5 protein-coding genes are annotated in these 8,847 nt (G+C 69.9%); 4 read left to right on the forward strand and 1 reads right to left on the reverse strand.

Translation table 11 applies throughout. The annotated features are described in order from the left end of the window. Positions 1-100: 100 nt before the first annotated feature. A complete protein-coding gene (locus AB0J68_RS20185) occupies positions 101-3,199 on the reverse strand; it encodes a BTAD domain-containing putative transcriptional regulator (protein WP_354855774.1) in 3,099 nt (1,032 codons plus the stop codon). A 600-nt stretch (positions 3,200-3,799) separates the two neighbouring features. Between AB0J68_RS20185 and AB0J68_RS20190 the strand changes: the two genes are divergently transcribed. The 4 genes from AB0J68_RS20190 (at position 3,800) to AB0J68_RS20205 (ending at position 8,789) form a co-directional block, all read left to right on the forward strand. Then, complete coding sequence (locus AB0J68_RS20190; protein ID WP_354855773.1) at positions 3,800-6,256, forward strand: bifunctional diguanylate cyclase/phosphodiesterase; 2,457 nt, start codon at positions 3,800-3,802, stop codon at positions 6,254-6,256. Positions 6,257-6,368: 112 nt separating this feature from the next. After that, entirely contained in the window at positions 6,369-7,709 is a 1,341-nt protein-coding gene (locus tag AB0J68_RS20195) for a glycosyltransferase 87 family protein (RefSeq protein ID WP_363939892.1), read from the forward strand. Between the two features lie 41 nt (positions 7,710-7,750). Then, positions 7,751-8,383, forward strand: a complete 633-nt coding sequence (locus tag AB0J68_RS20200) for a phosphoribosyltransferase family protein (RefSeq protein ID WP_355063386.1) — start codon at positions 7,751-7,753, stop codon at positions 8,381-8,383. Positions 8,384-8,405: 22 nt separating this feature from the next. Further along, complete coding sequence (locus AB0J68_RS20205; RefSeq protein WP_354855770.1) at positions 8,406-8,789, forward strand: zf-TFIIB domain-containing protein; 384 nt, start codon at positions 8,406-8,408, stop codon at positions 8,787-8,789. The last annotated feature ends 58 nt before the right edge of the window (positions 8,790-8,847 follow it).

Genomic DNA, 8,847 nt, shown 5'->3' on the forward strand with positions numbered 1-8,847 from the left:
ACCCGGTTCTGCCCACGGGCAGAACCTCCCCCGTTCGCCGATACGCTCCAGAAGCTACCGGGCCCGGCGATAAGAAATCGATAAGCGACGTTCTCGCAGGTCAGCACCCCGCATCGACGACACTGGCAGCCAGTTCGGCGAGGCGGCGCTCGACATCGAGGCGTTCCGGTACGCCCATCCGACGGAAGATCGCCAACGCCCGCTCCCAGTGCCGCCGGGCCTCGGCCGGGTCGACAGCCTTGAAATGCTCCGCGAGGCCCGCCAGTGCACGCCCCTGCTCGTGCGGGTGTGCGATCCGCGTCGCCAACCGCAGGGCCTCGCGGTGCATCTCGGCTGCCGCACGGTCCCGCCCGCGTGCCCGCAGCGTGCGGCCCAGTTCGTTCAACGCCGCGGCCTCGACATGCCGCTCGCCCGAACCGACCGCGAGGGTCCGAGCCAACTCATGCTCCTGCTTGGCCTCCGCCAAGCGACCAAGACCGCGGTAGGCGATGCCGAGGTCGAGGCGTACCTCTGCCTCGCCGTAGCGGTGGCCGGTGCGGTCGCGAAGCGCCAGCGAGGCCCTGAGGATCCTGATCGCCTGATGGAAATCTCCCATTCGGGTGCGTACCGATCCGATATGGCTGAGAGCGTTGAGCACGTGGAACTCGTTCGAGTTGGTTCGGGCCCAGGCCAGGTGACGCCGGTGAATCCATAACGCCTCTTCGTAACGGCCCAGTGACGTGAGGGCGATACCAACGTTCGGTAACGCGTTCGGCGCTCCTGCGTTGCCGTAGCCCCGGTAGTCACGCAGATGTTCCATACCGAGTGCCACCGCCTCGGTCAGATTGCCGCTCCAGTAGTGGACCGGGGCAAGATTGGCCTGGTAGCGAGCCGTGTTCAGCACGTCCCGGGATTCCTTGGAAAGCTCGACCGCGCGGGTCAGATGTTTCAGGGCTTCCCGGTTGTCGCCGGTCCGGACGTAAGCGGAGGCCAGGTAGTTCTGCATCAGCGCCGTCGACTCGGCGTTGCCCGTCGCCTCTGCCGCTGCCAGCCCCTGCTGGTGGGTCACGATGATGTCCTCGAAGTATCCGCGGATGTAGCAGAATCGCCACAGGGCACGAGCCAGCCGCCAGGCGTGCTCGTGGAAGCCCGCCTCATGTGCCGACGCCACCATCGTCACCAGGTCCGCCCGCTCGGCTTCCAACCACTCGGCGCTCGGCTCGCCAAGAGCCTCCAGCAATTCAGGCCGACCGAACGGGAGATGACTGACCTGGCTTTCGATGACAACGGGCTCGATAATCTCAGCAATCCGCAGTGCCGCTGCCAGGGTGAAGTCGAGCAGTTGGGCCAGGGCTGACCGGCGGTCCTGCGCCGAATCGACGTACAGGCATAGCTCGACGGAGTACTGGCGCATGAGGTCGTGCAATCCGTATTGCCTGGAGTTCAGATCCTCCACCAGGTGCCTGTCGGTGAGGTCGTCGAGAGCCGCGTGAGCTTCCGCCACCGTCAGCCCGGTCAGTGCCGCGACCGCCGTTGGGCTGAACCGGCTACCGGGGTACAGACCCAGAAAGCGAAAGACCCGCTTGGTCGACTCGGGGAGAGGTTCGTAGGAGGCGGCGAACGCACCGGTGACTGTGCTGTTCTCCCCGGCCAGATGAGGGAGAACCGACGCCGCGCCGGCCATCTGTGCCGCGAGATCCGCCAAGCGCCAACCACGTCGGTGCGCCAGCCGGGCGCCGGCCAGCCGAATCGCCAGAGGAAGATGGCCGCACCGCCGGACCACCTCGACCGCTGCTTCCGGCTCGGCGTCGACCCGTTCCCGCCCCACACTCGCAGCCAACAGGTCGACGCCCTCTCCAGACGACATGACCGGCAGGGACTGCGACGCGCCGAGGTCCGGGTGGGTGAGTCGGCGTCGAGACGTCACCAGCACGACGGCGGTGGGCTCGATCGGCAGAAGCGGCAGGATCTGGTCGCTGCTGGCGGCGTTGTCCAGAATGATCACCGACCTCCAGCGGGCCAGTTCGCGTCGCCAGAGTTCCGTCCTGTCGTCGAGGTCAACCGGCACCCGCTCAGGCGGCACCCCAAGCTGGCGAAGCAGGACGACAAGAGCCGACGCCGGTCCAATCAGGTCCTTCTCGCCATGCCCCCGCAGGTCGACGTACAAACGGGCATCCGGGTACCGATCGCTCAGCCGGCGGGCCAGGTGCACGGCAAGTGTTGTCTTGCCGCTGCCGGCCATTCCGTCGATGACGTGCACGGCCGGTACGCGATCCTCGACACGCCGCGTCTCCGCCAACAGCCTGGCCACGACGGCCTCCCGACCAACGAAGTCGGTGACCGAACGAGGCAGATGATCCACCGCTGCGACTGTGGGCATCTGCTTCGTCGTCGGGTCACCCGCCGGTCCTGGTGGGGACCCAGCAAGGCGCCCAGCCGTGCCTTTGCTCAGGCCGGTGACGACGGGTTCCCGGCTCGGCGCCTCGGTGAGGATCCTGCGCCGCAACTTTTCGAGGTTGGCCCCCGGGCGCACCCCCAGCTCCGTCATCAGATGCCTGCGAATCTCGTCATACGCGACAAGCGCCTCCGCGTTGTCACCGCGCTCGTGCAGGGCCCGCATGAGAAGGAGGTATGTCGGCTCTCGGAGCGGATGAAGGGCAGTCACCGCGCGCAGTGACGGAATTGCGAGATCATCCCGCCCGGATCGCAGATGAACCTCGGCGAGGAGTTCCACGGCCAGAAGACGCTCCTCCTCCGCAGCGACGGTTCGAGCCGTCAGGACGGGCCCAAGCGGGATGCCGGCGAGCATGGGACCCTGCCACCGCACCAAAGCGCGGCCCAGCAGTTCCGACGCACGCGACAGGTCGCCAGCGCCCAGAGCATCCCGGCCAGCGTAAAGCTCGTCCTGGAAGCGGAAGACGTCGATCACATCCGGCCGCAAGGCGAGGCGATAGCCGTTCCCCTGCCGCACGAGAGTCGCGTCCGCGAGCGCTAACGTCTCGAACTCCCGGCGAAGATTGGCCGCATAGGTCCGCACATTCGCCACAGCGGAACGCGGAGGACGGTCGGCCCACAGCTCGTCTATGAGGCCGGACAACGTCACCAACTGGCCTGGCTGGACCGCGAGCATCGCGAAGATTACCCGTTGTTTGGGCGTACCCAGGTGCAACTTGTGGTCGGCAAGCAGCACCTCCAGGCCACCCAGCAGGTTGATCTCCACCGGCCCTCCGAATTCGCGTCTATCGGTGTCTAGCTGATCACACTGGGGAAGGTTAACGGTGGTCAGAATGCACGCCAACCCCCCAACGAGACACCCCAAATCCACACCGACCAGGCGACGGAGAGCAGATTCTGTCCGACCGGATTGACCCTGAGCCCAAACTGACGGATGAGGCCAGGCGCACATCCTGGCCACACTAGGGAGGAGGCGACAACGCCGATAGCCTCTCAGCAGCGCGCAAGCTGCGGATCGCCAGTGCAGCACGACCGCGCTCCGCTCAGGTGGCATGGACAGACCGTCACAAAGGCCGCTGGCTTGGCTAATGTTGCGTATACCGACATTTATCGCTACTAAAACTGCCTAACTCCTCTTAGGCTCCCATCACGAGAACGGATCCGGAATACGGAAACGGCCGGACGAGTGGAGGGAGCATGCAATGCGCGGCAGCGACTGGTTCTGACATCGAAGTAGCACTGAGCGGTAAGCTCCTGTCGTCAACAGGTAACTGTGGGCGACGACAGGAGCTTCATGAGCCAGGTGTCACCGCAGAGTCCCCGGGCAGATCGGTCGCTTCTGCTGCTCGTCGGTCTCATCGTGGTCATGGCAATCGTTCCCACAGTCATCGCTGGGGCCAACGTGTTGACCCGTCGCCCCGTCTCGGTAGGCGACGGTGCGACATTCGTAGCGCTGACCTTCATGACTGCGCTTGGCACGATCGTCATGGCACCTATCCGAATTCGCTCGACCACACACGGCATCACCTGGGTCGAGACGGCGATCGTGATAGGGCTTGCCGTGGCACCACCCGCCTGGGTGGTACTGGCGACCGGGGCTGGCGTCGGTATCGCATCAGCCATCATGAAGCTGCCGATGATCAAGGCGGCCTTCGGAGTCAGCAAGAACATTTTGGTGGCTGGTGGAGCAGGCATCACCACTTTGGCCATCCCCTGGCAGTGGCCGCCGGCCGGCGTGGTCGAGCTGGCCACCTTGCTCGGGGCGATCTACCTGGTGGCGGCACTCCTCGACGACCTGCTGGCCATCCCGGTGATCGCGCTGGCCACCGGGACACCGGTCTCCCGTCAGTTCTTGAACAACCTTGACCTGCGGATCGCCGGCTTCGGCGTGCGATTCATCGTGGCTGTCTGCACGCTACTCATCCTCCGCGAGGACCCCCGACTGCTGCTTGCCGTCCCCCCACTGATGTTGAGCCTGCACCTGGCCTACTCCGCGCGCATCCGAGGTCGCACCGAGCAGCAGGCGTGGCAGCGGCTCGCCCGCACCACCGACGCGCTCAACGTGGTCGACCTGGACAACGTGCTCACCACCGCCGTCACCCAGGCCGCCGAGTTGTTCTCCGCCGACGAGGTCGAGATCGAGCTGCGCGACGGTGGCCGCACCGTTCGAGGCGGCACCGGCGGCATCACCTTCGACGGACCGACCGGCACGCCCACCGACGTGGACGGCACCGTCGTGCCCACCCCGCTGGAAGGCCACGACCGCTCCGTCGACGTCGGCGTCCTGCGCCTGCGCTTCCGTGGGCCGGTCCAGCTCTCCGAGCGGGAGCAGTACACCCTGCGCACCTTCGCCTCGGCGCTCTGCACGGCGGTCCGCAACGCCCAGGCGTACGCCGAGCTGGCCCGCGTCGCCGACGAGCACGCGTACGCCGCCACCCACGACGCGCTCACCGACCTCGCAAACCGGCGGCACCTCCTCGACCGGGGCACCGAGCATCTCAGTGCCCGGCACGCCGACGGGGTGACCGCACTGGTGTTGATCGACCTCAACCACTTCAAGGAGGTCAACGACACCCTCGGCCACGCCGCCGGTGACCAGGTGCTGGTCCAGGTCGCCGATCGGCTGCGCGGGGCCGCCCAGTCCAGCGATCTGGTGGCCCGCCTCGGCGGTGACGAGTTCGCCGTACTCCTGCGCGGGCTGCCGGCCCCCGCGGTGGCCGCGCACCGGGCCGAGACGCTGCTCGCCGCCCTGCACGAGCCGTTCGAGCTGGACGGCATGCGGATCAGCGTCGAGGCCAGCGGCGGGATCTCCGTCGCCCCGGCCAGCGGCGGCATGGCCGAGCTGCTGCGCCGCGCGGACGTCGCGATGTACCAGGCGAAACGGGCCGGGCAGCGGATCTCCACGTACGCCCCGACCCGGGACACCGCCGACCTGAGCCGCCTCACCCTCGGCGGCGACCTGCCCCGTGCCGTGGCCGACCACGAGTTCATCGTCAACTTCCAGCCGATCGTCGACCTGGGCACCGGCGAGGTGACCAGCGCGGAGGCCCTGGCCCGCTGGCACCACCCCACGCACGGGCTGATCGATCCGCTGCGTTTCCTGGAGGCGGTGGAGCGTTCGGGAATGCTGCCGGCCTTCGCCGAGGCGATCCTCGACCAGGCCCTGATCGCCGCGGCCAACTGGCGCGACGCCGGCTTCGACGTACCGGTCGCGGTCAACGTGTCGCCGCGCAGCCTGCTCGACGCACGCTTCCCGGGCTCGGTGCTGGCCCGGCTGCGTGCCCACGACCTTCCGCCCGACCGGCTGGTGCTGGAGCTGACCGAGACGTTGACCCTCAGCCAGCTCGACGTGGTCGACCGGGTGCTCAGCCGGCTACGCGACGAGGGCGTGCGGTTGGCGCTGGACGACTTCGGCACCGGCTACTCCTCGCTCTCCCTGCTGTCCCGGATCCCGGTGCACGAGCTGAAGATCGACCGCAGCTTCGTGACGACCATGGAGAGCTCTGCCGAGGCCGCGGCCGTCATCCGCTCCACCCTCGACCTGGGCCGCAGCCTCGACCTGGCGGTGGTCGCCGAGGGCGTGGAGAGCGAGCCGCAGCGACGCGCCCTCTGGGAGTTGGGCTGCGTGGCCGGTCAGGGCCACCTGTTCGCCCGGCCGATGCCCGCCGGCACCCTGCTCGCCGCGTTGCAGCGAGGGTCGGGTGGCCAACCCGGCACTCTGGCGCCACCGCTGCACGACACCGGCGCGGTGATCCGGCTGAGCCAGACCCGCCGTCAGGCCGGGCGTTCCCGCCCCGACCGCCTTCCCCACCTCCCCGCCTGAGCGGCGCACGAGCACAGCACGGCGAGCAGAGGCGCCGCCGCCGGTGTGACCGAGGCCGGCCGGAGCCCTGCGGACAATCGCGTGAGCAGCGAGGTCTGCCAGACTGGCGCCCGTGATCGCCCACGCCCCGACCGCCCGCCGCCACCGCTGGCGGACGCTCGACACCGCCGCCGGCGGGCTCGCCCTCGACCTGGGCCTCTACGCCGTGTCGGCCGTCTTCGCGGCGATCACCGCGGTCACGTCGACCCTGCTGCCGCACCGCGCCTGGGGTGCGGTCGCCGCCGTCGGCTACCTGGTCACGACGCTGGCGGTGATCGTTCAACTCCTCCTGCGTCGGCGCAACCCGGCGACCCGACCGGCCGGCCTTCCGGCCCGCTGGGCGGTGACCGGTTTCGCGTGGGCGAGCACCGCGCTGCTACCCGTGCTCTGGCAGAGCGCCGAGCGGGCCACCGGACGCACCGACCGCGCGCAGGAGGAGGTGCTGGTCGTCGAGCAGGCCGGCATCCGCCTGCTGGAGCACGGCACGCCGTACCTCGGCCGAGACGCCATCGCCGCCCTGCCGGCCGGTGAACAACTGCTTGGATACACGCCGTACCAACCGGGCATGGCGTTGTTCGGCCTGCCCCGGGCACTCGCCGACACCTGGTGGACCGATGCCCGGGTGTGGTTCGCGGTGGGCACCGCGCTGGCGCTCGCCCTGGCCGTGGCCACCCTGCGCGCCGCGCGCGGCACCGTCGGCGGCCCTCTCGTCGGGGCGCACCGGTCCGATGCCGCGCTACTGCGGGGCGTGCAGGCCGCCACCGTCCTGCCGATCTGCGCGCTCACCCTCGCCACCGGCGGTGACGACATGCCCGTACTCGCGCTCTGCCTGCTGGCCCTCGCACTCGCCGCCGCCGGTCGGCCCGGCCGGGCCGGCCTCGCGGTCGGGTTGGCGGGCGCGCTGAAGCTGTTCGCCTGGCCGATCGCCCTGGTCCTGATCGTCTGGGGTCTGACCCGGCGAGCCGGCGCCCGGGTCGCGGCCGGCGCGATCGGGTTACCCGTCGCCGCCCTGCTCCCGGCCCTGCTGGTCGACCGCGACGCGCTGACCGAGAACGTGCTGCGCTTCCCGCTCGGGCACGGCCTGATCACCAGCCCGGCGCAGTCGCCGTTCCCCGGTCAGCTGATCGCCGCCACGCTGCCCGGTGGCCGGCTGATCGCCGCCGCCCTGCTGGTCGCGGCCGGCGTGGCCATCGCCGTCCGACTCGCGCGCCGCCCGCCGGGCACGGCCGCCGCCACCGCGCTGATCTGCGGGTACGGACTCCTCGCCGCGATCGCGCTGATGCCCTCCACCCGATTCGGGTACCTGCTGTACCCGCTGGCCCTGCTCGCCTGGGCACCCGCCCTGCACAGCCCGGACGCCGCACCGACCACCCCGACGCCCGACCGCCTGCCCGGTCGGACCACATCGGTCTAACCGGCGGGCGAAACGCCGCCGCACGGCGTACACCTGAAGGCATGACCACGTACCGCGACCGCGCCGAGGCGGGCCGGGTGCTCGCCGAGCGGCTCACCGCCCTCGTCGGCGAACCGGACACGGTCGTCCTCGGCCTCGTCCGCGGCGGCGTACCGGTGGCCCGGGTCGTCGCCGAACGGCTCGGCGCCCCCCTCGACGTGCTGGTCGTCCGCAAGCTCGGTATGCCCTGGGCCCGGGAGGTCGCCTTCGGCGCGCTCGGCCCGGGCGGGGTGCAGGTGCTCAACGACGCGATCGCCAGCCGCCTCAGCAGCGACGACATCGCCGAGGTCAGCCAGCGCGAACAGGTCGAGTTGGAGCGCCGCGAGCGGCTCTACCGGGGTGGTCGCCCACCGCTGGACCTCACCGGGCGCGTCGCCGTGATCGTCGACGACGGTCTGGCCACCGGCGCCACCGCCCGCGCCGCCGTCGAGGTCGTCCGCCGACTCGGCGCGCGCCGGGTGGTGGTGGCCGTGCCGGTCGGCGCGCAGGAGGCGTACGAACTCCTGGCGGCCGAGGCCGACCAGGTCGTCTGCGCGCAGCGCCCGTCGGATTTCGGCGCGGTGAGCGTCTACTACGACGACTTCCACGAGGTCTCCGACGACGAGGTCACCGACGCGCTCACAGCAACCGCTTAGCTCGACCAGGTACCGTCGGGTGATGAATAGCCTCACCTGTCCCAAGTGTCACGGCGAGATGCGTCAATACGAGCGCAGCGGTGTCGTCATCGACCAGTGCGGGGAGTGCCGGGGCATCTTCCTCGACCGCGGCGAGTTGGAGAAGCTGTTCGAGGCAGAGGCCAACTGGAGCCGCCAGCAGGCCGGCGGCCCGCCGCCGCAGCCCGTCCAGCAGCCGGGCGGCTACCCGCCGCCGCCCGCCCCGGCGCAGCACCAGCCCGGCTACGGCGCGGTCCCCCCGCCGCCGCCCCCGCCGCCCGTCCACGGCTATCCGCCGGCGCCTGCCTACGGTCAGCAGCACCAGGGCTACCACGGCCACTACCGGCACAAGAAGCGCAAGGGCTTCCTCGACGAGATGTTCGGCTGAGCCCCACCGCTGAGTCATCCGAGGCGACGTGCCCCTGAGTCACAGTCGTGACTCAGGG

It is taken from the genome of Micromonospora sp. NPDC049580, from assembly GCF_040675595.1.
Lineage (GTDB): Bacteria > Actinomycetota > Actinomycetes > Mycobacteriales > Micromonosporaceae > Micromonospora.

Coding starts and splice junctions, on each gene's coding strand:
- AB0J68_RS20200 (WP_355063386.1), top strand. CDS start 7,751: ATGACCACGTACCGCGACCGCGCCGAGGCGGGCCGGGTGCTCGCCGAG.
- AB0J68_RS20205 (WP_354855770.1), top strand. CDS start 8,406: ATGAATAGCCTCACCTGTCCCAAGTGTCACGGCGAGATGCGTCAATAC.
- AB0J68_RS20190 (WP_354855773.1), top strand. CDS start 3,800: ATGGCAATCGTTCCCACAGTCATCGCTGGGGCCAACGTGTTGACCCGT.